Source organism: Roseovarius halophilus (ex Wu et al. 2025) (assembly GCF_047086965.1).
The window spans coordinates 29,511-54,680 of sequence record NZ_JBKOTX010000004.1; the positions used below are offsets into that span (position 1 = coordinate 29,511).

Below are 25,170 nucleotides of genomic sequence, written 5' to 3' on the forward strand. Positions count from 1 at the left end.
CGCTAACAGTAGTCCTTCCAAAGCCAAAGGAAAAGCGAGACCCCGGCCTGCGCAGACGCACGAACGCGGGGCATCGCCCCCGGAATTCGGGCCTGTCACCTGCGCGGCATTCGCGCTAGATACCCGACGAACCAACCCTTGGGACACCTGCACCGATGGACAGGCATTTCATTTCCGGCGTGGCGCTTGCAGTGGTGGCAATCTGCCTGCTGCCCATCGTCGGTGTGGTGGCCGCGTCGCTGCTGGGCGATCTCGACACCCTGCGCCACCTCGCCGACACGGTGCTTTGGCGCTACACTTGGACGACGCTGGTGCTGGTCGCACTGGTGGGCGCGGGCAGCATTGTGTTCGGGGCGGTGACGGCCTGGTTGGTGGTCACGACCGAGTTCCGTGGCCGCCGCTGGCTGGAAATCGCCCTGGTGGTGCCGCTGGCCTTCCCGGCCTACGTGCTGGCCTATGCCTACACCCATATCCTGGACCATCCCGGGATCGTGCAAACCCTGCTGCGCGACGTGACGGGCTGGGGCCCGCGCGACTACTGGTTCCCCGAGATCCGCTCGATCGGCGGGGCGGCCGCGATGCTGACGCTGGTGCTTTACCCCTATGTCTACCTGCTGGCCCGCGCGGCCTTTCGCCTGCAGGCCAAGGCCCCCTATTACGCGGCCCGCTCGCTCGGGTCCTCGCCCGCCGCGGCCTTCTTCCGCGTCGCCCTGCCCATGGCGCGCCCGGCCATCGCGGCCGGTGCCCTGCTGGTCATCATGGAGACCATCGCGGACTTCGGCACGGTGGCGCATTTCGGCGTGCAGACGTTCGCCACGGGCATCTACACCAGCTGGTTCTCCATGGCCGACCGGGCCGCGGCGGCGCAGCTTGCCATCGGGTTGCTGGCCTTCGCCCTGCTGCTGGCCGTGCTCGAACAGAAGAACCGCGGCGCGGCTTCCTATGCGCTCCGGGGGCGGCAGGCGCCCTTCTCGCGCAACCGCCTGGCGGGCGGCAAGGCCCTGGCGGCGCAGGTGGTCTGCGGACTGCCGGTGCTGCTGGGGGTCATCGTGCCCACCGTCGCCCTTTTCGCGATGGGCCTTCGGTCCGAGCAGAACATCTTCAGCCCGCGCTACATGGATTTCCTGCAGAACACCCTGAAGCTGGCAAGCGTCGCTGCGATCGTCACGGTCTCGGCGGCGGTCTTCATCGGCACCTTCCGGCGGATCAATCCCAACCGTATCTCGACGGTCGCGCTGTATGTGGGGCGTCTGGGCTATGCCGTCCCCGGCGGGGTGATCGCGGTGGGGCTGCTTGTGCCCTTCGCAGGCTTCGACAACTGGCTCGATGCCCGGATGGAGGCCTGGTTCGACATCTCGACGGGACTGCTGATCACCGGGTCGATCTGGCTGATGATCGCGGCCTACATGATCCGCTTCCTGGCCGCGGCCATCGGGGCCTATGACAGCGGGCTGACCACGGTCACGCCGAATGTGGATGCCGCCGCGCGGGTGCTGGGGCGCAGTTCCATGGGCACTGTTCGGTCGGTCCACCTGCCGATCCTGCGGCCCAGCCTGCTGACGGCGCTGCTGATCGTCTTCGTCGATACGGTCAAGGAACTGCCCGCCACCCTGATCCTGCGGCCCTTCAACCATGACACCCTGGCGGTGCAGGCTTTCCGGCTGGCCTCGGACGAGCGGCTGACCGGCGCGGCGGTGCCCAGCCTGATTATCGCCGGTCTGGGGCTGATCCCGGTGATCCTGCTTTGCGCGCAGATCGCCGACTGGCGCCGCGCCAGCGTCGTCACAACCTGACACCTCCCTGATCGACGGCTGGTTGGCGAACGTCGCACGCGACGACGCCAATTCCCTATTCTTTTTGTCGGAAATTCTTGACAGCTGTGCTGCGTGATGTATCTGATAAAAACGCTCAACCAACCCGAGGAGACACTGATGACTTCGATTCGCAGCCGCTTGCTGATGACCGCGCTGGCCGCCACCATGGCGGTGCCGGCCTTTGCCCAGGGCGAACTCAATATCTACTCGTCGCGTCACTACGATACCGACGAACGGCTCTATTCCGACTTCACCGAGATGACGGGGATCACCATCAACCGCATCGAGGGCAATGCCGACGAGTTGATCGCCCGCATGGAGGCCGAGGGCGACAACAGCCCTGCCGACGTCTTCCTGACCGTCGACACGTCGCGGCTTGAACGCGCCAAGGACGCGGGCCTGTTCCAGACGGTCGACTCCGAGGTCCTCGAGGCGCGCATCCCCGCCCATGCGCAGGACGACGAAAGCCAGTGGTTCGGCTTTTCGCAGCGCTCGCGCATCATCTTTTATGACAAGAACGACGTGGACACCCCGCCGGCCACCTATCAGGATCTCGCCGATCCGGCCTACGAGAACCAGATCTGCATTCGGTCATCCTCCAACGTCTACAACCAGACGCTGACAGGGGCGCTGATCGCGCATCTCGGCGAAGAGGCCACGCGGGACTGGGCCGAGGCCGTCGTTTCCAACTTTGCCCGCGACCCGCAGGGCGGCGACACCGACCAGCTGCGCGGCATCGGTTCGGGCGAGTGCGACATCGCCGTGGTGAATACCTATTACTTCGCCCGCGCGATCCGCAAGGACGTGGACGGCCTGTCCGACAGCCGTGACATGATCGGCTGGGTCTTCCCCAATCAGGACAGCACCGGCGCGCATATGAACCTGTCCGGCGGCGGCGTGGCAGCCCATGCACCGAACCGCGACAACGCGGTGCGCTTCCTCGAATACCTCGCCTCGGACCAGGCGCAGGAATACTTCTCGGCCGGCAACGACGAATACCCGGCCGTGCCGGGCGTCGCGCTCAGCCCGTCCGTGGCCGAACTGGGCTTCTTCCAGCCCGACGACCTGGATGCAGCAGTCATCGCCGACAACATTCCCGCGGCGCAGATGTTGCTGAACGAGGCCGGCTGGGAGTGATCCTCTATCGGCGGGGGCCGCGCCACGCCCCTGCCCACCCCGGCATGGAACGGCGCAATGCCCTGCCTTGCGCCGTTTTCGTAGACTTTGGCAGGATACCACAAGCGCCGCCGTCCCGAAGCGCGGCAGTTCCTGCCCCGGCGTCGGGTGTCTGCCCGGCGAAACTGCTTGTCGTGAAGGCCAACTCACCGTCCGGTCGACTCGTGGCCACCGGCATGTCGATCAGACCCGGCTGGCCATAGCTGTTGAAGCCTGTCGCGATCGGCGCGTCCTGCGCGGCCAGCGCAGACGCCAGCGTCGCGAGCGCGACCCCGGCAAGAACCCGATTTCGGCGGCAAGCGTTGACCCTCATGGCATCGCCTTACAGGGTTCCCCGCCTTGAGAAAACACCACACCGCCGCCGACGACGCGCGAAGGGTGAATCATGTCGAACGCGCCACAGTGCAGGGCACGTCTGGTCATGGCACGGGGGGGCACCCTGGTTGTCCAAGAGATCGCGTTCATCGACAAACCCGTACTCCCTGAGCGCGGTGCCTGGCTGGCCGCGTCGTTTCAGAACGTCGCGATCACCGACCCCGCGCCGACGGCGGGCAACGATCCCGCCGACTATGTTGAAGGCAGTTCGGAAGGCCCGACGCTAATCAATTTAAGAATGATCGACTGCACGACCTTCGACGGCGGCAAGAATGTCGTGTCCGATTATCGCATCTGCACCCTATCGTCTTCAACACCCGGTCCCCTGGCGTGCGGCACGGCGACGTCTTGCCGCTGGCAGGGGGGTGCTGTTCACAGCCGCGCAGGGTTGATACCGCACAGGGTTATCAGAGCGTGGGCCCGCTGGATTTTCGGCGCGACGCGAAATACCACCACCCGCTGGCGCGCGCCCGCTCCGCCGTCCAGGGCGATCGACGCTATTGATCCGACAAGTGCCGTATCAGTGCCAGCGCCTCGGGGCTGGCCCAGTCGGCGGCCCCCTGCAGCCGGGCGATCTCGCGGCCTTCGGTGTCGACCAGAACGGTCACCGGCAGGCCCAGCGCGCCCATCGCGCCCGACAGACGGCTTGCCGGATCGGTGTGCAGCGGCAGGTTGCCCGCGCCGACCTCGTCGAGGAACCGCGCCATCGTATCCGGACGGTTTCGCCCCACGGCGATGGTGACCACCTCGAAGGCCTCGCCGCCCAGCTCGGACTGCAGGTCCGAAAGCTCAGGCATCTCCTCGCGGCAGGGGGCGCACCAGGGCGCCCAGAAGTTCACCAGCACATGCTTGCCCGCAAAGTCCTCCAGCGTCATCGGCGCACCATTCGCCCCGGTGAAAGCAGCCGAAGCGACAGGCTGGGTGCCAACCTGAAGCCTGGCCATCTCGCCGACCAACAGGTCGTCCAGACCGGCCCCCTGCTCGGCCTGCTGCGCCCCGGCGGGCAGGGCCAGAAGCATCGCCGCCAGTAGCGCGGCAGGCCGACCCCGGCGCGTCAATGTGCGTGGCCGGCATGGCCGTGCTGGCTGGCGTCGGCGGCCTCGACGTCCACGGTCACCGCCACCTCGGCCTCGGCGAAGGCCAGGGTCACGTCAAAGCTTTCGCCCTCGGCCAGGGCGCGTGACAGGCCATCCAGCCGCAGCGCGACGCCCTGCGGGGCCAGCACCATCTCGGTGGCCGGGGCCACGGGCAGGGCGGGCAGTTCGGGATAGACGGGCGTTCCGTCCTCGAGCGTGAAGCCCACCAGCGCCGCGCTTTCGGCCAGGTCCGCAGCGCCCCCGGTCAGGGTAACGGGCGTCTCGCCGGTGTTCTTGATCTCGACGAAGATCAGGGCGGTGTCGTCCGTGGTGGCACGGGTCCAGCCATGCAACAGGCGCAGATCGCCCATGGTGCTCAAATGGTCGGTGTCGCCGGATTCGTCCTCGTGTGCTGCGTGGTCGTCGTCGTGGTCCGCTTCGTGGTCACGGTCGTCAGAATGGGCCTCGGCGGTCTCGGCGTCATGGTCGTCGCCAGCGGCGAGGGCGGGCTGCCAGGCAAGGGCGGCCAGAAGAGCGAAGGGGATCAGGTGCTTCGGTGTCATGGAACTCTCCATTTCAGGTCAGCCGCGCAGGTCGCGCACGACAGGTCGGGTCATGGTCAGCCAGGCGGGGATCAGCGCCAGCAGGGCCGTCAGGCTCACGAAAGCGCCGACGAGGTGCAGTTCGGACCAGCCCAGCGACGCCGTCACCAGGATGTCCGTGCGTGCCGTGATCACGCCCGAGATGGCCCGCGTCAGCAGAACCCCGAGCGCAAGCCCCAGCCCGGCGCCGACCACGATCAGGGTGACGGCATAGGACCAGGTCAGGGCGAAGTTGAACCGCCGCGGCGCGCCCAGGGCACGCAACAGGGCGAGACGGCGCGACAACAGCCGCGTCAGCATCATCAGGCCAGCCAGCACACCCACGGTCACGAGCACCTGCGTGACGATGGCCAGGATCGACATGACCTGCCGGATATCGCCCATCAGCGCGTGCAGCCGCGACAGCACCGTGCCCGGGAACAGGGCCATGGTCTGATCAGTATTGAACTGGGACTGCATGACATAGGCGCCGCCCAGCGTGTCGGCCTTGACCAGCGCCGCCGGCGTGCCGGGGAAATAGTCCGCGTCGAACGGCGCGCCGACGCGGCCGTCCCACTCCGGCCCGTGGCCATTGGCCAGCCCGTGCACCGCCCAGACCGATTCGGCGGGCACGATGTAGGCTTGATCCCAGGGCGAGCCGGTCAGTGGCATCCGCCCGACAACTTGGTATTCGAAACCGCCATGCGCGCCCTCGACCGCGTCGCCCACCCCGTGCTGGGGGGCGAAGCTGTCGCCAACGCCAAGCGGCGCGCGGGCGCCGGCGACGGCCTCGGTTTCGGTCTGGAAGAGACGGCCCTCGGCCAACCCTTCGGACAGATACTCGACGAAGGCAGGCGTGGACCCGACAACCGGGGCATTCTCGTAGCTGTCGCCAAAGGCCAGCGGCGCGACCAACTCGGCGTTGGGGTGGTCCGCGACCTGCGCATAGGTCGGCCCGTCGATCAGCGGGATCGCCGAGGGTTGCAGGTAGACCGCCGCGAGCATGGCGGTGATCTCGCTGCCCGGCGCGGCGACGACCAGTTCGAACTTGTCGGCGGCGCGAGCGGTGCCCTGGCGCAGGCCACGTTCCTGCGCGATCAACCCGACGCCCAGCCCGATGGAAACCGCGATCAGCGTGGTAAATACGACGCTGACCCAGGCCTGCCGCCGCAGCAGCGCCGACAACAACGGGCCCACGGAAAAGCCGCGCAGCACCAGCACACCGATCACCAGCACCGGCAGCAGCGCGACCAGCAGAATAACGGCATTTTCCATCCACAACGGTAGCCCGGCCAGCAGATCGGCGATGAGATCAGGCATTCAGCACCTCGGGGGTCTGGACGCGGCCATCGACCACGTCGATCACATGATCGGCTCGGTCATGCAGGGCCGGATCATGGCTGACCGTGACAAGCGTGCGCCCGTCGTCCCGGGCCAACCGCATCAGGTCATCGGCGAGCGCATCGGCATTGGGGCGGTCGAGGCTCGCGGTGGGCTCATCGGCCAGGATCACCGGGGCATCCCCGGCTAGGGCGCGCACCACGGCGATGCGCTGACGCTCGCCCCCGGAAAAGGTATCAGAGCGACGTGCGGCGCTTGCACCAAGGCCAAGACGGCTCAGCAGGCCCTCGGCACTGTCGCGGATGCCGCGCCGGTCACGACGGGGCGCATAGAGCGCGGTGATCGCGGCGTTGCCCCGCGCGGACAGCTCTTCGAACAGCAGGTGTTCCTGGAAGATGAACCCGACGCTGCGGCGGCGGAACGCGGCCCGTCCGCCATCATCAAGCCCGGTGATCTCGGTGTCGCCCCAGGCGATGCGGCCACGGGCGGGCGCGATGATCCCGGCCATGGCATAGAGCAGCGTCGACTTGCCGGCCCCGGATGGCCCGCGCACGGCCACGGCCGTGCCGGCGGGCACCTCCAGCCGAGGCAAGGACAGGATGCGGCGGCCGCCCTGCCCCGTCACCTCGAGGTCTGATATGGACAGACTGATCCCGGTCATCCGAAGCGCAGTCGCGCGTTCTCCAGGCGCACCATGCTCAGGAACCCGGTGTCGGGGTCGCGGTAGCTGCCCAGTGCAAGCGCGCCGGTGACGACAATCTTGCGGTTGAAGGGCACAGTGTCGAACTTGCGCCGGGTGTAGATGGCAAGGATGTCATCGGGCCATTCCGCTTCGGTTTCGCAGAATGGGCAGACCGACATGGGGATCTTGGTCAGCACGAAAAAAGTGGAATCGGCCTGAAGCGGCGGGGCCATGTAGCCGTCCACGTCGATGGTGGTGCCTTCTAGGTCACGGGCGAGCGGGGAAAAATCCCGGCCCTCGTAAAGCTCGCGCAGCTTGAGGGTGTCGTCCTGCGCGCGCAGCACGGCGGGCGCGGCAATCAGGGCGGGGGCAAGGGTAAGGAACTGTCTACGGTGCATGGCGGTCTCCGATGTCAGTGTGGCGTTATGATGTAACATTCATAAGAAACGCCGGGCGGATTCGCGTTGATCCGGAACAAGGAAAGGGGGCCGCGGACGGCCCCCTCCCGGAGTTTCGATCCGATTACTCGGCCGTGGCAGCGTGATGCATCACGTGGAAGATCAGGTTCTGCTCTATGGTGCCGTTGAACAGGTGCGCCCAGGGGCCCTTGGCATAGACTGCCACGTCTTCACCCGAGTGGGTTTCCGACGATTTGGGGACCAGCGCCTGTTGCGGGTAGTCGATGTCAGTGGCTTCTTCTTCGGTCACGTTTGGACGGGTTCCGAAGTAGGAGCCATCGGGCTGCTCGATCAGGACCGAACCGGCGCCGTTCAGGTAGCCGGCGACGGTGAAGGGCTTGCCGTCCGAGGCCAGTTCGGCTTCGCCGGTGTGCTCGACGCCTTCGCCGTTGATGCCCATGCACAGGCCCAGGATGTTCGAGCCGCGGCCACAGTAGCCGTTGAACGCGATGGCATGCTCGTGGTCGGCGGTGACGACGATCAGGGTCTCTTCGTCATCGGTCATCTCGTCGGCCATGGCGACGGCATCGGCAAAGGCCTTCTGGTCCTGCACGACGCGGGCAAGGTTGCCGGCGTGGTTGGCGTGGTCGACGCGACCCGCTTCGATCTGCAGGAAGAAGCCGTTATCGGCCGACTTGGCTTCCAGCGCGGTGATCGCGGAGGCGGTCATTTCGGCGAGGCTCGGCTCGTTGTCGCGGTCGGCTTCGTACTGCATGTGCGAGGATTCGAAGAGGCCGAGGATCGGCGTGCCGTCGAGGGCGGCGGCTTCGAAGGTCTCGGTGTCGTGGACGTACTGGGCGCCAAGCTCCTGAGCGCGGGCGATCAGGTTCTCGCCAGCGGCGCGGCGACCGGTGGTGCCTTCTTCGACTTCCATGTCCTCACCGATGAAGTTGCGGCGGCCGCCGCCCATGGCCAGGTCGATCGTGCCGGCTTCCATGGCGTCGATCAGCTGGGTGGCGATGTCGGTCTGGGTGTCGCAGCCCTCGGGGACCGAGGCTTCGAAGCCGCGCTCAACGGTCTTGGAATAGGCCGAGGCCGGCGTGGCGTGGGTCAGACGCGCGGTCGAGACGATGCCGGTTTCCTTGCCCATCTCGGTCATGATCTCGTTCAGCGAGGCAACGGTGTTGCCGGGCAGGGTCGAGCAGTCGCCGCGGTTGACGGCTTCGGTGACACCGATGATCCCGGCCTTGGTCTTGATGCCGGACATCATGGCGGTGCCGGTGCCGGCGCTGTCGGGGGTCTGGGCGTTGGTGTTGTAGGTCTTGACCAGGGCCAGATTCGGGAACAGGTCGTGCGGCTGGTTGTAGTCGTCGCCCAGACCGCCTTCCTGCTGGCCGGCCCAGAGGCGCGAGGCGTAGTTGGTGCCGACACCGTTGCCGTCCGAGACCAGGATGATCACGTTCTTGGCGGTGTTGGTGTTGGGCTGCGCGTCCAGTTGCGTTTGCAGACGCTCCTGGGCGGCGGTGAACCAGTCGCTGTCGGCCTGCGGCAGGTCCTGGGCCATCGCACCCGTCCCGAGAAGGGTGGCGGTGATGGCGAGCATGGAAGTTTTCATGAGTGGTCCCTCTGTGTTGCGAGCGCTCCGACGTCTATGGGCGGGACATGACGGGCGGGCTGCAGTTTCGTAACGATTTGACGAAATGTGGACGGGTTCGTCCTTGTGCGGACTGGGATTTCGAATGTTATTTTATATTGCAGCTTGGCGCGCGAAGCTCCGGGAACGCACCCTCCATGGGCCTCTCTGACGTGTTCGGCTCCGGACGAAGAACAGCGAGCTAATGGATGAACGGCCTTCCCACAAAACCGCGACTATTGTGGCGAACATAGGTTGAGAGAGGAGCATCTGGTGGACATCAAGATCAACGTAAACTACACTGCTTCTCTTGCATCCAGCCGGGCCAATAGCTCACCGGCCTCCCCCAGGACCGTCTCGCGCTTGTCCACATCCATTCGGTCCCAGGTCCGGTACATCTGCGCCATGCGCGGGTTGCCTTCGAAGCGCGATCGGTGGCGGTCCATGAAGTGCCAGTAGAGCAGGTTGAACGGGCAGGCCCCCGGCCCCGTCTTGGCAGTCACGGAATAGGCGCAACCCTTGCAGTAATCCGACATCTTGCTGATGTAGTTGCCGCTTGAAACATAGGGCTTCGAGGCGATGATGCCGCCATCTGCGAACTGGCTCATCCCGATCGTGTTGGGCGCCTCGACCCATTCATAGGCATCGGCATAGACCGCCAGATACCATTCATGCACCTGGCCCGGGTCAATCCCCGCCAGCAGCGCGAAATTGCCGGTCACCATCAGCCGCTGGATGTGGTGGGCATAGGCCTCGGCCCGGGTCTGGGCAACGGCCTCGCCCATGCAGCGCATCCTCGTCTCGCCGCCCCAGTAGACCGCGGGCAAGTCCCTGGTCTGGCCCAGAGCGTTCCTCGAAGTGTAGTCCGGACCCTCAAGAAAGTAGATGCCGCGCACGTATTCCCGCCACCCGATAACCTGACGGATAAAGCCCTCGGTGGCGTTCAGCGGGGCCGCGCCATCCTGCCAAGCTTGTTCCACCGCCGTGCAGACCTCCATCGGGTCCAGCAGCCCGGCGTTGAGATACATCGAGATGACGCCATGCCAGAGGAACCGCTCGCCGCGCAGCATGGCATCCTGATAGTCGCCGAATTTCGGCAAGCCCCAGGCGACCCAGTGCGCCAGTGCGCGCTGCGCCTGCGCCCGGTCCGTGGCGAACCAGAAATCCTCAAGATCGCCGAAGTTGTCGCCGAACCTGTCGTCGACCAGATCCAGCACCTCTCGCACCACCTCGTCGGGCTCGAACCGCATCGGTCCGCTGAAATCGACCGCCCCCGGCGCGGGCTTGCGGTTGTCATGGTCGAAGTTCCACTGCCCGCCCGCAGGCTGACCGCCCTCCATCAGCAGGCCGGTCTTGCGCCGCATCTCGCGATAGAAATATTCCATGCGCAGCGCCTTGCGCCCCTCGGCCCAGGCCTCGAAGTCGCCATGCGAACACAGGAACCGGTCATCGGGCTGCAACGCCACAGGCACCGGACAGGCCCTTAGCGCCTTGATCAGGCGCCATTCGCCCGGCTCGGTGGCAAGCACCTCGCTTGCGCCGACCTCGTCGGCGCGGCGCAGAAGCTCGGCACAGATGCTGCCGCCAGTCTCCGGATCATCGAAGCGGCCATAGCGCACGTCCCACCCCGCCGCGCGCAACTGCGCGGCAAACTTGCGCATCGCGCTGAAGACAAACACGATCTTCTTGGGGTGATGAGGCACATAGCCCGCCTCGTCGGCCACCTCGGCCATGACAACCACGTCACGCGCCTTGTCCGCCGCACGCAGCGCCGACACTCCCTCGCTCAGCTGGTCGCCAAGGACCAGGACCAGCCGCGTCACCAGGGGATCTCCCGGCCCGCATAGTCATAGAACCGGCCCGTCTGCGCGGGCTCCAGCCCGGCCATGACGTCGCACAGCCGCCGCGCGGCCTCCTCGGGCGTGACCTTGTCGTGGCCCGGGTGCCCGGCGGTGAAGGCGGTCTCGACCGTCCCCGGATGCAATGCGGCGACCACGGCCGCCTTGCGCTTGCGCCCGATCTCGATCGCCGCGCCGTGGATCATCTGGTTCGCTGCCGCCTTGGAGGCGCGGTAGGAATACCAGCCACCCATCCGGTTGTCCCCTATGGAGCCGACGCGCGCCGACAACACGCCCACCATTGAACCTTCCTCGCGGGGCAAGAGCCGCTCGACCTGGGCCAGCACCAGCGCGGGGCCGATGGCATTGACCGCGACGACCCTCGCCATCTGTTCCGGTGCGATGGCCGAAAGGGATTTCTCGGGCCTCGCACCCGCGGCCAGCGTGCCGGTGGCGACAAAGATCGCCTCGAAGGGGCCTTCCAGCGCCCCGAGATGCCGGGCGACCGACGCCGCGTCGGTCACGTCCAGCCCGTCGCGGGACCGTGACAATCCGGTCACGGCATACCCGCGTGTTTTCAACTCCGCGGCCAGGGCCGCGCCGATTCCGCCCGAGGCGCCTATGACGAGTGCTTGTTTCATGCGCCAAGCATAGGACGCGGGCCGCGCCTTTCCAGTTGTCTCGGCGCCGCCCGCGTGCGACCCAGCGTCGGCAACGACAAGGAAGGGATGAAGATGGGCGAGATCGTCATGGTCCGGCACGGGCAGGCCAACTCGGGTGCCACCAGCGAGGCGGAGTACGACCGCCTCTCGCCGCTGGGCCACCAGCAGGCCGCCTGGCTGGGCGACTGGATGCGCCGCCACGAAACCCCCTTCGACCATGTCCTCAGCGGTACCATGCGGCGCCACCGCGAGACTGCCCAGGGCATGGGTGTGACGCCGGACAAGGCGGACGACAGGCTCAACGAGCTGGACTATTTCGCCCTTGCGCGGGACGTCGAGATCACGCATGGGCTGGCCCAGCCAGCCTCGGAACAGGATTTCGCGTCCCATATCCCGCAGACCTTCAAGGCCTGGCACGCCGCCGAGATCACCGGTGCCGAGCCTTTCGCGGGCTTCGAGGCCCGCATCCGCACCGTATTGGTCGAGGCCGCCGAACCGGGCCGCCGTGTGCTCTGTGTCACCTCGGGCGGGGTCATCGCCATGGCGTTGCGACTTGCCCTTGATCTGGACACCGAACGCCTGGCCCAGGTGCTTCTGCCGATCTACAACTCCTCGATCCACCGTTTCCGCGTGCTGGACAGCGGCACCTTCCTGTCCAGTTTCAATGCCATTCCCCACCTGGACGCGCCCGAACGCGCGGACAGCCGTAGCTGGATCTGACCGCCGGCTTCCTTGGCGCAAAAGACCGCCGCCCGAGGCGCCCGCCACCGCCTCCCGAACAGCGCGACGGGCCTGGCGCGTCACCTCTCCACTGGCCGAAAAAGAGCGCGCGGACGCGCACAATTTTGTCACCGCCCCCTTTCCAAACGCAATCGCTGGCGTATAGTGCGGCCTCATGACGCGCATCGCTCATCGCCCGGCCCTGCTCGGCCTGCTTCTCCTTAGCCGCCTCTGAGCGTGCCTTTCGGCGCGACCGCTCAGGGGGGATGACGCGCCGGACACCAGCCAGAACATCGCTAAGGAAAACAAGGACCTTACCCCAATGACCGACCATGTGTTGATCTTCGACACCACCCTGCGCGACGGCGAGCAATCCCCGGGCGCGACCATGACCCATGACGAAAAGCTGGAGATTGCCGATATGCTCGACGAGATGGGCGTCGATGTCATCGAGGCGGGCTTTCCCATCGCCTCGGAGGGCGATTTCAAGGCCGTGGCCGAGATCGCCCGGCGCAGCCGGGACTCCACGATCTGCGGGCTGGCCCGGGCCAACGTCACCGATATCGACCGCTGCTGGGAGGCGGTGAAGCACGCCGCGTCGCCGCGCATCCACACCTTCATCGGCACCTCGCCCCTGCACCGGGCCATTCCGGACCTGACCCAGGACGAGATGGCCGAGCGCATCCACGAGACGGTCACCCACGCGCGCAACCTTTGCGACAATGTCCAATGGTCGCCCATGGATGCCACCCGGACCGAAGGGGATTACCTGTGCCGGGTGATCGAGATCGCCATCAAGGCCGGGGCCACGACGATCAACATCCCCGATACCGTCGGCTACACCGCCCCGGGCGAAAGCGCCGACCTGATCCGCCGCCTGATCGCCGCGGTGCCGGGGGGCGAGGACGTCGTCTTTGCCACCCATTGTCACAACGATCTCGGGATGGCCACGGCCAATGCCCTTGCGGCAGTCGAGGGCGGCGCGCGGCAGATCGAATGCACGATCAACGGGCTGGGCGAACGCGCCGGCAACACAGCGCTGGAAGAGGTCGTCATGGCGCTGCGCACCCGCGGCGACATCATGCCCTTTCACACGGGTGTCGACACCACCAAAATCATGGCGATCTCGCGCCGGGTCAGCACGGTTTCCGGATTCCCCGTGCAGTTCAACAAGGCCATCGTCGGCAAGAACGCCTTTGCCCATGAAAGCGGCATCCACCAGGACGGGATGCTCAAGAACCGCGAGAACTTCGAGATCATGCGCCCCGAGGACATCGGCCTGGCCGCCTCCTCGCTGCCCCTGGGCAAGCATTCGGGCCGTGCGGCGATGCGGGCCAAGCTCGACGAACTGGGCTTCGATCTGGGCGACAACGAGGTCAAGGACATTTTCGCCCGCTTCAAGGACCTGGCCGACCGTAAGAAGGAGGTCTACGACGACGACCTGATCGCCCTGGTGCGCATCAACGAGGGCGCAGAGGACCACCTGAAACTGCTCGACCTCAAGGTCACCTGCGGCACCGGCGGCCCGGCCGAGGCGACCCTGACCATGGAGGTCGAGGGCACCAGCCACACCGTGACCGACACCGGAGACGGCCCGGTGGACGCCACGTTCAAGGCGGTGCGCGCGATCTGGCCCAACGCGGCGCGGCTGGAGTTGTACCAGGTCCACGCCGTGACCGAAGGAACAGACGCACAGGCCACAGTGTCCGTGCGCCTTTTCGAGGACGGGCGCATCGCAACGGGCTCCTCGGCGGACACCGACACGGTCGTGGCCTCAGCGCGGGCGTATATCAACGCGCTCAACCGGTTGATCGTGCGCCGCGAAAAGACCGCACCGGGCGCCGACGTGAAGGAAATCCGCTACACCGACGCGGGCGAATGAACGCGGCGCACAGGCTCGGTCGGGGCCCGAGCGCCACGGCACGCGCCCTGCGGACCGGCCCGCAGAGCGACCTCGGGGCCGGAAAGGGCACGGCGGATTAGTGCCCCCGCCGTCCAAGACCCCTTTTCCCCGCCCGGTCACGCGCCTATAAGCACGGACAGTTCGAGTTCCAGCGGGAGTCTCGGGCCAATTTCCAATGGGGGACGGGGCCGCAGAATGGCTGGATTTGCAAGTTTGTTTTCGTCGGACATGGCGATCGACCTCGGGACGGCGAACACGCTCGTCTACGTAAAGGGCCGCGGCGTCATCCTGTCCGAGCCATCAGTGGTAGCCTATCACGTCAAGAACGGCGTCAAGAAGGTATTGGCCGTGGGCGAGGACGCCAAGCTCATGCTGGGGCGCACGCCCGGCTCCATCGAGGCCATCCGCCCAATGCGCGAGGGCGTGATCGCCGATTTCGACACCGCCGAGGAGATGATCAAGTACTTCATCCGCAAGGTGCACAAGCGCTCGACCTTCTCCAAGCCCAAGATCATCGTCTGCGTGCCCCACGGCGCGACCCCGGTGGAAAAGCGCGCCATCCGCCAGTCGGTGCTGTCGGCGGGCGCCCGGCGCGCGGGTCTGATCGCCGAACCCATTGCCGCGGCCATCGGGTCGGGGATGCCGATCACCGATCCCACCGGCAACATGGTCGTCGACATCGGCGGCGGCACCACCGAGGTCGCGGTCCTGTCGCTGGGCGACATCGTCTATGCGCGCTCGGTCCGGGTCGGCGGGGACCGAATGGATGAATCCATCATCAACTACCTGCGGCGCCAGCACAATCTGCTGATCGGCGACAGCACCGCCGAACGCATCAAGACCTCGATCGGCACCGCGCGGATGCCCGACGACGGGCGCGGCCAGTCCATGCAGATCCGCGGCCGCGACCTGCTCAACGGCGTGCCCAAGGAAACCGAGATCAGTCAGGCCCAGGTGGCCGAGGCGTTGGCCGAACCGGTCCAGCAGATCTGCGAGGCGGTGATGACCGCGCTGGAGGCCACCCCGCCCGACCTGGCCGCCGACATCGTCGACCGCGGCGTGATGCTGACCGGGGGCGGCGCGCTGATGGGCCATCTGGACCTCGCCCTGCGCGAACAGACCGGCCTTGCCGTGTCGGTCGCCGACGAGAGCCTCACCTGCGTCGCGCTTGGCACCGGCAAGGCACTGGAATACGAAAAACAGCTTCGCCACGTGATCGACTACGAAAGCTGATCGCTCAACGGGGGATGACGCCCCATGGCCAGGGACAGAGCCCGGTCCGAAGACTACGTCAGCCCGGTTCGGCGCCTGCTGATCGGGGTGCTGGTGCTGTTGCTGCTGGGTCTGTTCCTGCTGTGGCGGATCGACAGCCCCCGCGTGGAGCGGGTGCGCGCGGAGATCATCGACCGCGTCGTGCCCTCGTTCGAGTGGGCCATGGCGCCCGTGACCGGGGTGGCCAACCTGGTGTCGGACTTCCAGTCCTACCAGCGGTTGGCCGAGCAGAACCGCGACCTTCGCCGCGAACTGCAAGACATGAAGGCCTGGCGCGAGGCGGCGCTGCAGCTGGAACAGGAAAACGCGGTGCTGCGCGACCTCAACAACGTACGGCTGGACCCCGAACTGACCTGGGTGACCGGCGTAGTGCTGGCCGACAGCGGCTCGCCGTTCCGGCAATCGGTGCTGCTGAATGTGGGCGCGCACGACGGCATTCTCGACGGCTGGCCGGTGATGGACGGCATCGGCCTGGCCGGCCGCATCTCGGGCGTTGGCCAGGACAGCAGCCGAGTGCTGCTGCTGACAGACACCTCCAGCCGCATTCCGGTCACTATCCAGCCGTCGGGACAACGCGCGGTCCTGGCCGGCGACAACACCATCACGCCGCCGCTAGACTTCATCGAGGACCCCGACAGCACCCGCCCCGGCGACCGGGTGGTGACCTCGGGCGATGGCGGGCTTTTCCCGGCCGACATCCTTGTGGGGCAGGTCGTGCGCGGCACCGACCGCCGCCTGCGCCTGCGCCTGGCAGCCGATTTCGAGCGGCTGGAGTTCCTGCGCGTGCTGCGCAGCCAGAAGGCCGAGCGAATCGACGCCAACGGCGCCTTGATCGCCCCCGTGGACCCGCCAGAGCCCCAGGCCCAGCCCGCCCCCGCCGAGATCGCCGGAGACCGCACCGGGGCAGAGGCGCCCGGCGATGGCTGAGGGCTCGCGCCGCCGGATCTGGCTCGGGCGCGGGCTTTATGCCCTGCTATGCGCCGCAATCCTGTTCCTTCAGCTGCTTCCGATGGAGACCATGCCGCGGCGCTGGGGCAGCCCCGATTTCGTGCTGCTCATAACCCTGGCCTGGGCCGCGCGGCGGCCCGACCACGTGCCGGCCGTGCTGATTGCCGCCGTGTTTCTGTTGTCAGACATGCTGTTGCACAGGCCGCCCGGTCTCTGGACCGCGCTGGTGTTGATCCTGACCGAGGTGTTGCGGGCGCGCGCACGGTCGCTGCGGGTGGTGCCCTTTCCACTGGAATGGGCCGGGGTCACCGCCGGAATCGTGGCGATCACGCTGGCCTACAGGCTTGTTCTGTCGCTTACGGGCGTGCCGCAGGCCCCATTCGGGCTGACAGTGACGCAAATGATGCTTACCATTATGGCCTACCCCCTCGTGGCGCTCCTGTCGCATCTGCTGTTCGGCGTCAGCCGCCCCGCCCAGGGTGAAGTCGACTCATTCGGGAACCGGCTATGAAGCGCGGAGCGAAGGAAACCGAAACCAGCCTGCGCCGCATCTCGCGGCGGGCGCTGCTGCTGGGCGGTGCCCAGATGGGCGTCATCGGCATGCTGGGCTGGCGCATGCGTTCGCTCCAGGTGGACCACGGCGACACTTACCGCAGCCTGGCCGAGCAGAATCGCATCGATATCGAGCTTCTGCCCCCGGACCGCGGGCTGATCTTCGATGTCAATGGCGTCGTGCTGGCCGAGAACGAACAGTTCTACAACATCACCATCACCCGCGAAGACGCCGGGGACCTGGACACCGTTCTGGCCAAGCTGGCCCGGCTGATCCCGGTGACCGAGGTTCAGCGGGCGCGCGCCCGCGCCGAACTGGACAAGGTGCGCGGCGACATCCCAGTCACCGTGGCCGAGCGCGTGGCCTGGCGCCATGTCAGCCGCGTTGTCGTCAATGCCCCGGCCCTTCCCGGCGTGCGCGCCGAACTGGGCCTGAGCCGCCTTTACCCCCAGGCCGAGGACACGGCCCATGTGGTGGGCTACGTCGGCCCGGTCAGCGACTACGACCTGGACCGGATCGACGACCAGGACCCGCTGTTGCGCATGCCGCGGTTCCAGATCGGCAAGACCATGGTCGAGAACAAGCTCGAACGGGTCCTGCGCGGAAAGGCCGGCACGCTCGAGGTCGAGAAGAACGCCTCCGGCCGCATCATGCGCGAACTCAACCGCACCGAGGGTGAGCCGGGCGCGGATGTGCAGCTGACCGTCGACGCGCGGTTGCAAAACTACGTACAGGAACGGTTGCGCGGCGAAAGCGCGGCGGCGGTCGTGCTCGACCTGGAAAAGGGCGATATCGACGCGATCGGCTCGGCGCCTGCGTTCGATCCCAACATGTTCGTGCGCGGGATATCTCAGGCCGACTGGGACGCGCTGAACGAACGCGGGCTGGACCCGCGCAGCCACCGCCGCCCGCTGGCGGCCAAGACCGTGCAGGGGGCCTATCCACCCGGCTCCACCTTCAAGATGGTCGTGGCGCTGGCCGCCCTGGAGGACGGCGTGATCGACCCCGAGGAAACCGTGCGCTGTCTGGGCCACCTCGATGTCTCGGACCTTCGTTTTCACTGTTGGAAACGCGGCGGGCACGGCAACATGAACCTGCACGAGAGCCTCAAACAGAGTTGCGACGTCTACTACTATGAGGTCGCCCAGCGTGTCGGGATCGACAAGATCGCGGCCATGGCCCGGCGGCTGGGCCTTGGCCAGCGCCACGAGCTGCCCATGTCCGCGATCACGCCGGGCATCGCCCCCGACAAGCAATGGAAGCGCACCCGGCGGGGCGAATCCTGGCGCATCGGTGACACGGTCAATGCCGCGATCGGTCAGGGCTACGTGCTGGCTTCGCCGCTGCAACTGGCGGTGATGACCGCGCGCATTGCCACCGGGCGGGCGATCACGCCACGGCTGGTGCAGTCGATCGGCGGGGTCGAGCAACCCTCGGGCGGCGGCGAGTCGCTGGGCCTGAACGAAAATCACCTGCGCCGCGTCCGCGCGGCGATGTACGATGTCTCGAACCACCGGCGCGGGACGGCCTACCGCACCCGGATCGTCGCCGAGGACATGCGCCAGGCCGCCAAGACCGGCACCAGCCAGGTCCGCCGGATCACTGCCGAGGAACGCGCCCGCGGCGTATCGCGCAACGAGGACCTGCCCTGGCATCGCCGGGACCACGCGCTTTTCGTCTCGTTCGCGCCCTACGAGACCCCCAGATACGCTGTTGCCGTGGTCGTGGAGCATGGCGGGGGCGGGTCCACCGCCGCCGCCCCGGTCGCCCGCGACATCATGCTCCAGGCGCTGCACGGGGGCACACCACCGCTGTCGTCCTATCCCACCGCCGACCATCGCCGCATCGAACAGCAACAGCGCGATCTCAACCTGCGCGACATCCGCCCCGGCCGCAGCGCGGACCGGGCCTGAGGCTCGCGGCATGAGTTATCTCGAATATCAGGTCAAATATGTCCCCACAGGGCTGCGCAAGCTGCTCTACCTCAACTGGCCGATCATCTTCCTTGTCTCGGCGGTCTGCGGAACCGGGTTCCTGACGCTCTATTCCGTGGCCGGGGGCAGCATGCAGCCCTGGGCCGAGTCGCAGATGCAGCGCTTCGGCCTCGGCATTGTGCTCATGATCGGGATCGGTCTGGTGCCGATCTGGTTCTGGCGCAACATGGCGCTGGTCGCCTATGGCGTCTCGCTGATCCTGCTGGGCCTGGTCGAAGTCATCGGGGTCGAACGCAACGGCTCGCAGCGCTGGCTGGACCTCGGCCCAATGGACCTGCAACCCTCGGAACTGATGAAAATCGCCTTGGTCATGCTGCTGGCGGCCTATTACGACTGGCTGCCGCTCAACAAGGTCAGCCGCCCGGTCTCGATCGCGATACCGCTGATCATGATCGCCCTGCCCGCCGCGCTGGTGCTGCGCCAACCCGACCTGGGCACCACGCTGCTGCTGGTCATGGGCGGGGGCGCTGTGCTTTTCTTGGCGGGCGTCCACTGGGCCTATTTCGCCAGCGTCATCGCGGCGGGAATCGGCCTTGTTACCACGGCGCTGGTCTCACGCGGGACACCTTGGCAACTGCTCAAGGACTATCAGTATGCCCGGATCGATACCTTCCTCGACCCCAGTCAGGACCCTCTTGGCGCGGGCTATCACATCATGCAGGCCAAGATCGCCCTGGGGTCGGGCGGCTGGACAGGGCGCGGCTACATGCAGGGCACGCAAAGCCGGTTGAACTTCCTGCCCGAGAAACACACCGATTTCATCTTCACCACCCTGGCCGAGGAATTCGGTTTTCTGGGTGCCTCGACGCTACTGCTGCTCTATGCTCTGATCCTGCTCTTCTGCATCACATCGGCCATGACCAACAAGGACCGCTTCGCCGCGCTGCTGACGCTGGGCGTGGCGGTGACCTTCTTTCTCTATTTCGCGGTCAACATGGCCATGGTAACGGGGCTGGCGCCGGTGGTCGGCGTGCCCCTGCCGCTGGTCAGCTACGGCGGTTCGGCCATGCTCGTGCTGATGATGGGCTTCGGGCTGGTGCAATCGGCCCATGTCCACAAACCGAGGTAGACCATGATCCGGGTTCTTTTTGCTGCCGGGGCCGACGCCTGGCCCGCATATGAGCAGGTGCTGCCCGCCGCCCTGGCCGCAGAGGGGCTGACGGCCGACCTCTCGCGCGCCCCTGACGCCGAGACGGTCGACTACATCGTCACGGCCCCCGACGGGGACGTGCAGGATTACGGCCCCTATACCCGCTGCAAACTGGTCCAGAACATCTGGGCGGGGGTCGAGAACCTGACAGGCAATTCCACCCTGACGCAGCCGCTGGCGCGCATGGTCGATCCCGGCCTGACCCGCGGCATGGTGGAATGGGTCACCGGCCATGTCCTGCGCCACCACCTCGGGATGGACCGACACATCATGGGCCAGGACGGCATCTGGCGCAACGAGGTCCCCCCCCTGGCCGCGGACCGGCCCGTCACCGTGCTGGGCCTCGGCGCGCTCGGGGCCGCCTGCGCCACCACGCTGGCCAACTTGGGCTTTCCGGTGCGCGGCTGGGCCCGACGCGAGCGAGAGATCTCGGGCGTCTCGGTCCTGTCGGGGCAGGACGCCCTCGAGACGGCCCTGCGCGACGCACAGATCATCGTGCTGCTGTTGCCCCTGACGGCGCAGACCCGGCACATCATGACAGCCGAACGGCTGGCCCTTCCGGCGCCGGGCGCCGCGCTGCTGAACCCCGGGCGGGGGCCGCTGATCGACGATCAGGCACTGCTGGAGGCGCTGGACAGCCACATGGGCCATGCCACGCTCGATGTCTTCGACACCGAACCCCTTCCGGTCGAGCACCCCTTCTGGGCGCACCCGAAGGTCACGGTGACGCCGCATATCGCCTCGGCGACCCGCCCGGCCACCGCCGCCAAGGTCATCGCCGAGAACATCCGCCGCGGCGAGGCGGGCGCACCCTTCCTGCACCTCGTGGATCGCGGAAACGGCTACTGACAGGCGTCCCACAGTCGCCGCCCTCACCAATCCCGAGGCGACGCCGCAGGCGGGGCCGAGACAAACCGGCGTGGCGCAGCCACTCCGCCGGGTCAGCGCAGTTTCGGCGGCTTGTCCGGGTCCATGCCGGGATCTGCGCCCGGCACCGGGCGGGCCTCGGGTTGCGGCAGATCGAATCGCAGGCCGACCCGCGCGATGCGCGCCGACATCTCGGTATCTGCCTCAAGGTGCGTAACGTCGATGCCGCCCGTCTCCAGCCCCGAGAAGGTCAGCGCCTCGCCCACGGCCCGCGCCAGGGCGGCCTCGGCCCCCGGCGCCGTGCCGACGAAGGCCAGCAGCAGGCCCCGCGTGCCATCCTCCTGCACCGCGCCGGCGAGGTAGGCGCAGTCGGCAAGGCCGGCAGCGCGGGCCAGCTTGCGGTCCAGCGCCTGCAACAGGCCCTTGGGCAGATCGGTCGGGGCTGTCAGCTCGCGCAGCCGCGCCTCGATCTGCTGCGGCGCCGCGTCCAGCGTGCGGGCCAGCCAGTCCAGGCCCTCCGGCCCGATCAGCATGGCCGAGGGCGCCACATCGAGGTTCAGCGCCAGCCCCGTGCCCTGCCCGGCCAGCATGACGGCCAGATCGCGCCCGGTCAGGCCCGCATAGGGCGCAGGGCCCCGGGCAAAGGCCGAGAGCCGCTCGATCCGGTCGAAGACCAGCACATGGGACTGCCCCTCGACCTCGACAAGTTCGGGCGAGACCGCCTCTTGCACCGCCTCCTCCTGCAACAGCACGAAAAGCTCTCCATCTGCCAGCCGTTCATAGAATCGCAGCCGGGCCGTGTCGTCCTCGGGGGCCGCCTGCATGGCCGCATGGGCCCTGTCGATCTCGGTCGTCTCGTCCATCGCGCACCTCTCTTCGCTGGGCGTCCCGCACCGTCGCAGTTCTGCACCGGAGCGATAACCGTTGTCATTCCCTTCACCGATCCGACATAGTGTCGCCAGAGTGACCCATGCGTGGCCACACTGCAGAGTCGCGGACGCGCGCGGATTGCCCCGCGCCTGCCGCAGGTAACGAGGCGTCGATGCTGGAATTCGACAACGTCAGCAAGTCCTTCTGGACGGGGACGCAACGCAAGGTCATCCTCGACCGGGCCTCGTTCCGGGTCGACCTGGGCCGGTCGCTCGGGATTCTGGCCCCCAACGGCACCGGCAAGACCACGGTGATCAACATGATGGCCGGGCTGGAAAAACCCGACGAGGGCGAGGTGCGCCGGACCTGCCGGATCTCGTTTCCCCTGGGCTTTATGGGCGGCGTCGTGGGCCGGCACACCGCGCGCGAGAACGCGCGCTACATTGCCCGGCTCTACGGGTTGGACCCGGACTACATCGAGGCTTTCACCCGCTGGCTGGCCGGGATCGCGGAATATTACGACATGCCGGTGGGGACCTACTCGTCGGGAATGAAAGCGCGGTTCACGTTTTCGCTGATGCTGGCGCTGGATTTCGATATATACCTCATCGACGAAGGCATGCCCGGCTCCACTGATGCCGAGTTCAACCGCAAGGCCGGCGAGATCCTGCGCGAGCGCCTGGCCACCACGACGGTGGTCATCGTGTCCCACCAGCCCGAAACACTGGAAAAATTCGCAAGCGCCGCGGCGGTGTTGCGCGATGGCCGACTGCATATGTTCGATACTCTGGAAGAAGCGAAGCAGCTTTATGACTACCAAGTCGAGGGCTAAGAAATATCGCATCCACCGCGATGCGCCGCTGGCGTCCCAGGCGCTGCCGGACACGCCCGACCAGGCGGCCGGACCGCAGCAGGGTGCCGACCGGCAGGCGCCCCCCGACACCGGATCGGCCGCGACCGATGCCGCAGGTTCCCCGGACGCGGCGGCAGAAACCGACATCGACAAGATCCGGCAGGAGGACATCACCGGCCGCCAACTGCGCATGGCCCGGCGCGTCGCCCACAAATGCGGGCTGGCCGTCACCTCGGATTTTGATGCAGTCCGGCAGTTGCGCAAACGCGGCATCGACCCCTTCCAGCGCAACAACGTGCTCGAACTGGTCACGCCGGGGAACAAGCCGACGGACAAGACCGCCGAAGGCAGGGCCTGGTCGGCGCCGGACGGTGTGCGCTTGCCGCAGACCGTCTCGCAGAAATCCAACCTGCCGGCATCCGAAAAGGAGGCACCCTCGGGCCTGGACCAGCGCGCGGGCGAGATTCGCGCGATGCAGCGCGACATCGCCCGGCGCCGCCGCCGCAAGCTGTTCGCGCTATTTGCCCGACTGGCGGCCTTCGTCTTGCTGCCGACCCTTGCCATGGGCTGGTATTTCTTCGTCATCGCGACGCCGATGTATGCGACCCACTCGGAGTTCGTCATCCAGCAGGCCGAGGCCCAGGGCAGCTCCGGTTTCGGCGGGCTTTTCCAGGGCACCGGGCTTGCCACACAGTCCGAGGCCGTCAACGCCCAAGCTTTCCTGACCTCGCGCGAGGCCATGTTGCGCCTGGACGCGGATCACGGCTTCAAGGCGCATTTCCAGACCTCCGAAATCGACGCGATCCAGCGGCTTGAGCCGGACGCCACGAACGAGGACGCCTATGATCTTTACCAGGATCACGTAAAGGTCGGCTATGACCCCACCGAGGGCGTCGTCAACCTCGAGGTCATCGCCGCCGACCCGGAGACCAGCCAGGAATTCTCCGAGGCGCTGATCCGCTACACCGAAGACCGTGTCGATGACCTGACCCAGCGCATGCGCGCGGACCAGATGGCCGACGCCATCGCCAACTACGAGGCCGCCGAGGCCGACCGGCAAGAGGCCCTGAGCAACCTCACGCGCATCCAGCGCGAGGCCGAGGTCGTGGACCCTGCCAGCGCGGTATCCGCGCTGCAGCAGCGGATCAGCGCGCTGGAAATGCGGCTGGACGAGAAGCGGATCGAACTGGCCAGCCTGCAATCCAACGCGCGCCCCAAGCAGGCCCGGGTCTCGGCCGTGCAGGGCGAGCTCGACCGGATCAGAAACCAGATCGACGACCTGCGCAGCCAGTTGTCCCAGGGCGACAACGGCGGCCCGAGCCAGGCCGAGGTCGTCGCCAAACTGCGCGAAGCCGAGGAAAACTACGCCTTCGCCATCGAGCGAGTCACCGCCGCACAGGCCGCGATGGACCAGGCCCGCATCGAGGCCAACCGTCAGGTGCGTTTCCTGTCGGTCTCGGTCACCCCCGTGGCCCCGGACGAAGCGACCTATCCGCGCGCCTTCGAGAACACGCTGTTGTCCTTCCTGATCTTCTCGGGCATCTACCTGATGATCTCGCTTACCGCCTCCATCCTTCGCGAACAGGTCAGCTCCTGATGAAAGACGTCTCCATCGGTGCCCTCACGGTCTCCAACGATCTCCCGCTCACGGTCATTGCCGGGCCGTGCCAGCTCGAAAGCGAGTCCCACGCCCTCATGATCGCCGAGCGCATGGCGCAGATTTGCGCAACGCACGGCGCGCAGTATGTCTTCAAGGCAAGCTACGACAAGGCGAACCGAACCTCCCTGGGCGGCAAGCGGGGCCTCGGCCTCGACGAAGGCCTGCGCGTGCTTGAGGCGGTCAAGGACAGGATCGGATGCCCGGTCCTGACCGATATCCATTCCGAAGCCCAATGCGCACCCGTGGCCGAGGTTTCGGATATCCTGCAGATTCCCGCTTTCCTGTGTCGCCAGACCGACCTGTTGCTGGCCGCCGGCGAAACCGGGGCGGCGGTCAACGTCAAGAAAGGGCAGTTCCTGGCGCCGTGGGACATGCCCAATGTGATCTCCAAGATCGAAAGCACCGGCAACGACCGGGTCCTGTTGACCGAACGCGGCACCTCCTTCGGCTACAACACGCTGGTGGCTGACATGCGGGCCCTGCCCCAAATGGCGGCGACCGGGTACCCGGTGATCATGGACGCGACGCATTCGGTGCAGCAGCCCGGTGGGCAAGGCGGCAGCAGCGGCGGCCAGCGTGAATTCGCCCCGGTGATGGCGCGCGCCGCGGTCAGCCTGGGCGTGGCGGGCGTCTTCATCGAAACGCACGAGGCCCCGGACACCGCCCCCTCTGACGGGCCGAACATGATCCCCGTGGACCGGATGGAGGCACTCGTCGGTACGCTGATGCGCTTCGACGGTCTGGCCAAGCAGGACCCCGTTCGACTTTAGCGGCGGCTGCACGCCGACGCGCCGCGCGTTTCAG

22 protein-coding genes are annotated in these 25,170 nt (G+C 67.0%); 13 read left to right on the top strand and 9 right to left on the bottom strand.

Annotated features, from left to right (window positions below):
- The first annotated feature begins 155 nt into the window (after positions 1–155).
- Positions 156–1,793, top strand: coding sequence for an ABC transporter permease (locus ACH107_RS01380; protein ID WP_412504319.1), 1,638 nt, complete (start codon positions 156–158; stop codon positions 1,791–1,793).
- 138 nt (positions 1,794–1,931) lie between these two features.
- On the top strand, positions 1,932–2,951 hold the full coding sequence (locus ACH107_RS01385; RefSeq protein WP_412504320.1) for an extracellular solute-binding protein: 1,020 nt from the start codon (positions 1,932–1,934) through the stop codon (positions 2,949–2,951).
- A gap of 911 nt (positions 2,952–3,862) precedes the next feature.
- Here ACH107_RS01385 and ACH107_RS01390 read toward each other — a convergent pair.
- The 8 genes from ACH107_RS01390 to ACH107_RS01425 all read right to left on the bottom strand — a co-directional run bounded on the left by ACH107_RS01390 (position 3,863) and on the right by ACH107_RS01425 (position 11,555).
- A complete protein-coding gene (locus ACH107_RS01390) occupies positions 3,863–4,423 on the bottom strand; it encodes a TlpA family protein disulfide reductase (RefSeq protein ID WP_412504321.1) in 561 nt (186 codons plus the stop codon).
- Positions 4,420–5,004, bottom strand: a complete 585-nt coding sequence (locus tag ACH107_RS01395) for a copper chaperone PCu(A)C (RefSeq protein ID WP_412504322.1) — start codon at positions 5,002–5,004, stop codon at positions 4,420–4,422. Before ACH107_RS01395 ends, ACH107_RS01390 begins: the two co-directional genes overlap by 4 nt.
- An 18-nt stretch (positions 5,005–5,022) precedes the next feature.
- The gene (locus ACH107_RS01400; RefSeq protein ID WP_412504323.1) at positions 5,023–6,342 is read right to left on the bottom strand and encodes an ABC transporter permease; all 1,320 of its coding nucleotides are present in this window, start codon (positions 6,340–6,342) and stop codon (positions 5,023–5,025) included.
- On the bottom strand, positions 6,335–7,024 hold the full coding sequence (locus ACH107_RS01405; RefSeq protein WP_412504324.1) for an ABC transporter ATP-binding protein: 690 nt from the start codon (positions 7,022–7,024) through the stop codon (positions 6,335–6,337). Before ACH107_RS01405 ends, ACH107_RS01400 begins: the two co-directional genes overlap by 8 nt.
- Positions 7,021–7,443, bottom strand: coding sequence for a hypothetical protein (locus ACH107_RS01410; protein WP_412504325.1), 423 nt, complete (start codon positions 7,441–7,443; stop codon positions 7,021–7,023). Before ACH107_RS01410 ends, ACH107_RS01405 begins: the two co-directional genes overlap by 4 nt.
- Positions 7,444–7,567: 124 nt before the next feature.
- Positions 7,568–9,058 carry an alkaline phosphatase gene (locus tag ACH107_RS01415; protein ID WP_412504326.1) on the bottom strand — a complete coding sequence of 497 codons (1,491 nt, stop codon included), beginning with the start codon at positions 9,056–9,058 and terminating at the stop codon, positions 7,568–7,570.
- Between the two features lie 314 nt (positions 9,059–9,372).
- Positions 9,373–10,899, bottom strand: a complete 1,527-nt coding sequence (locus tag ACH107_RS01420; RefSeq protein ID WP_412504327.1) for a cryptochrome/photolyase family protein — start codon at positions 10,897–10,899, stop codon at positions 9,373–9,375.
- The gene (locus ACH107_RS01425; RefSeq protein WP_412504328.1) at positions 10,896–11,555 is read right to left on the bottom strand and encodes an SDR family NAD(P)-dependent oxidoreductase; all 660 of its coding nucleotides are present in this window, start codon (positions 11,553–11,555) and stop codon (positions 10,896–10,898) included. The genes ACH107_RS01420 and ACH107_RS01425 overlap by 4 nt, the downstream gene beginning before the upstream one ends.
- Positions 11,556–11,609: 54 nt before the next feature.
- Here ACH107_RS01425 and ACH107_RS01430 point away from each other — a divergent pair, with 54 nt between their 5' ends.
- From ACH107_RS01430 to ACH107_RS01465, 8 genes are all read left to right on the top strand, one after another.
- The gene (locus tag ACH107_RS01430) at positions 11,610–12,296 is read left to right on the top strand and encodes a histidine phosphatase family protein (protein ID WP_310691011.1); all 687 of its coding nucleotides are present in this window, start codon (positions 11,610–11,612) and stop codon (positions 12,294–12,296) included.
- A 322-nt stretch (positions 12,297–12,618) separates the two neighbouring features.
- Complete coding sequence (locus tag ACH107_RS01435; protein WP_412504329.1) at positions 12,619–14,178, top strand: 2-isopropylmalate synthase; 1,560 nt, start codon at positions 12,619–12,621, stop codon at positions 14,176–14,178.
- A gap of 216 nt (positions 14,179–14,394) precedes the next feature.
- A complete protein-coding gene (locus ACH107_RS01440; protein ID WP_310691013.1) occupies positions 14,395–15,432 on the top strand; it encodes a rod shape-determining protein in 1,038 nt (345 codons plus the stop codon).
- Positions 15,433–15,456: 24 nt separating this feature from the next.
- Positions 15,457–16,398, top strand: a complete 942-nt coding sequence (mreC, locus tag ACH107_RS01445) for a rod shape-determining protein MreC (protein ID WP_310691014.1) — start codon at positions 15,457–15,459, stop codon at positions 16,396–16,398.
- The gene (locus ACH107_RS01450; protein ID WP_412504330.1) at positions 16,391–16,930 is read left to right on the top strand and encodes a rod shape-determining protein MreD; all 540 of its coding nucleotides are present in this window, start codon (positions 16,391–16,393) and stop codon (positions 16,928–16,930) included. The genes mreC and ACH107_RS01450 overlap by 8 nt, the downstream gene beginning before the upstream one ends.
- A complete protein-coding gene (mrdA, locus tag ACH107_RS01455; RefSeq protein ID WP_310691016.1) occupies positions 16,927–18,885 on the top strand; it encodes a penicillin-binding protein 2 in 1,959 nt (652 codons plus the stop codon). Before ACH107_RS01450 ends, mrdA begins: the two co-directional genes overlap by 4 nt.
- A gap of 10 nt (positions 18,886–18,895) precedes the next feature.
- Positions 18,896–20,035: a rod shape-determining protein RodA gene (gene rodA, locus ACH107_RS01460; protein ID WP_412504331.1), complete on the top strand. Its 1,140-nt coding sequence runs from the start codon at positions 18,896–18,898 to the stop codon at positions 20,033–20,035.
- Positions 20,036–20,038: 3 nt separating this feature from the next.
- Positions 20,039–20,965 carry a 2-hydroxyacid dehydrogenase gene (locus ACH107_RS01465; RefSeq protein WP_412504332.1) on the top strand — a complete coding sequence of 309 codons (927 nt, stop codon included), beginning with the start codon at positions 20,039–20,041 and terminating at the stop codon, positions 20,963–20,965.
- Between the two features lie 92 nt (positions 20,966–21,057).
- Here ACH107_RS01465 and ACH107_RS01470 read toward each other — a convergent pair whose 3' ends face one another.
- Positions 21,058–21,846: an SseB family protein gene (locus ACH107_RS01470; RefSeq protein ID WP_412504333.1), complete on the bottom strand. Its 789-nt coding sequence runs from the start codon at positions 21,844–21,846 to the stop codon at positions 21,058–21,060.
- Between the two features lie 179 nt (positions 21,847–22,025).
- Between ACH107_RS01470 and ACH107_RS01475 the strand changes: the two genes are divergently transcribed.
- Genes ACH107_RS01475 through kdsA form a run of 3 tightly spaced genes read left to right on the top strand, consistent with a single transcriptional unit; the run spans position 22,026 to position 25,136 of the window.
- Complete coding sequence (locus ACH107_RS01475; protein ID WP_310691020.1) at positions 22,026–22,685, top strand: ABC transporter ATP-binding protein; 660 nt, start codon at positions 22,026–22,028, stop codon at positions 22,683–22,685.
- Entirely contained in the window at positions 22,663–24,303 is a 1,641-nt protein-coding gene (locus tag ACH107_RS01480) for a capsule biosynthesis protein (RefSeq protein WP_412504334.1), read from the top strand. The genes ACH107_RS01475 and ACH107_RS01480 overlap by 23 nt, the downstream gene beginning before the upstream one ends.
- Entirely contained in the window at positions 24,303–25,136 is an 834-nt protein-coding gene (gene kdsA, locus ACH107_RS01485; RefSeq protein ID WP_310691021.1) for a 3-deoxy-8-phosphooctulonate synthase, read from the top strand. The genes ACH107_RS01480 and kdsA overlap by 1 nt, the downstream gene beginning before the upstream one ends.
- The last annotated feature ends 34 nt before the right edge of the window (positions 25,137–25,170 follow it).